This window comes from Bacillus haikouensis, from assembly GCF_013179555.1.
Lineage (GTDB): Bacteria > Bacillota > Bacilli > Bacillales > Bacillaceae_B > Rossellomorea > Rossellomorea haikouensis_A.
On record NZ_JABMCR010000548.1, the window covers coordinates 1 to 1,158 of the forward strand.

General features: G+C 40.3%; 1 protein-coding gene and 2 other annotated features. The gene reads right to left on the bottom strand.

Annotation, left to right across the window (positions count from 1 at the left end):
- Positions 1-86: 86 nt before the first annotated feature.
- Positions 87-338 (bottom strand) — a binding site (T-box leader).
- A 45-nt stretch (positions 339-383) separates the two neighbouring features.
- Positions 384-629, bottom strand: a binding site (T-box leader).
- 68 nt (positions 630-697) lie between these two features.
- Positions 698-1,158 (bottom strand): GNAT family N-acetyltransferase (locus tag HP456_RS24190; protein WP_172255730.1); only part of this gene is annotated, 461 nt, incomplete at its 5' end.

Consider the following 1,158-nt stretch of genomic DNA (forward strand, 5'->3'; position numbering starts at 1 on the left):
CCACCCGTTGGACTGAAACATCGGGGGTTAAAAATGTTTAAAGTTAAAATAAAAAAGTCCCCTATAAACACAGATTACATGTGTTTATAGAGGACGATGCTGACCGCGGTGCCACCTCAGGTTGGAGTAAGAAACTTACTCCCTCTTTATTTCGAATACAAGGGTTAAAACCCGATATTCTATCCATATAACGGTGGAATCCCGTATGACCCTACTTTATTGTTTCAAGTCATCTCTCCTAAGTCCATTCGACTTAAGCTATCCTGCCAAGGTCTCACCATTCCCCGACTCTCTGTAAAGCATCACTTAAGTGTACTCTTCTTATTCAACGATTTACGATTATTTAATTTTTTTAAATAAAAAAGGGCATCTCTGTTCCTTATAAAAAGGACGAGATACCCGTGGTGCCACCTTTGTTGACTGACTAACAGTCCACTTTACCGCATCGAAGCATTGTGCTTGAATGCGTGTCTTTTGTAACGATAAGACATTCGCCAAAGCCTAATCCCCATCAGGGTTCGGTTTGGAGGCTCGGAAGTCCATTCGCCAATGCATCCACACTAGTTCACAGCAGCCACTAGCTCTCTTAAGTGTTTGCAAAGGGTACTCCTCTTCGTCAAAGCCATTCGCTCATTTATTTATTGTTTATTATACTAATTTGTTTCTGAAAAGATGTCAATACAAAAGTTGATTTTTTTTAATTGTTTACATCGATCATCAGGGAATCGCAGACTGGCTTATACCCTATCTTCTTGTAAATTTTATTGGAGGTCGGGTTATCAAGGTCGGTGTACAGGGTACAGAAATCAAATTCATTCAGTAAGATATCGCTTATTTTTGCGACAACAGCGGATGCATATCCTTTTTTTCTGTACTGCTTCGGTGTATAGACAAAATTCACGGTTATCCCGTTATCTGTCCATCTCCCGCCTCTCGCCATCGATACAGGGCATCCATCCACTTCCCAGAAATAAATGTAATTTTCATTTGAAATCATATCTTTAGCTCTTTCGAGTGCATCATGGCCGAATAAAGTGTTGACACCTGTTTCTTCTGTAAAACCTATTATCCACTCTGCCAAAAGTTGGATATCATTATCTCTTACTTTTACGAGCCGCCCGTCAGGAATCGGAATGTCATTTACGTGATCCAGCTTGT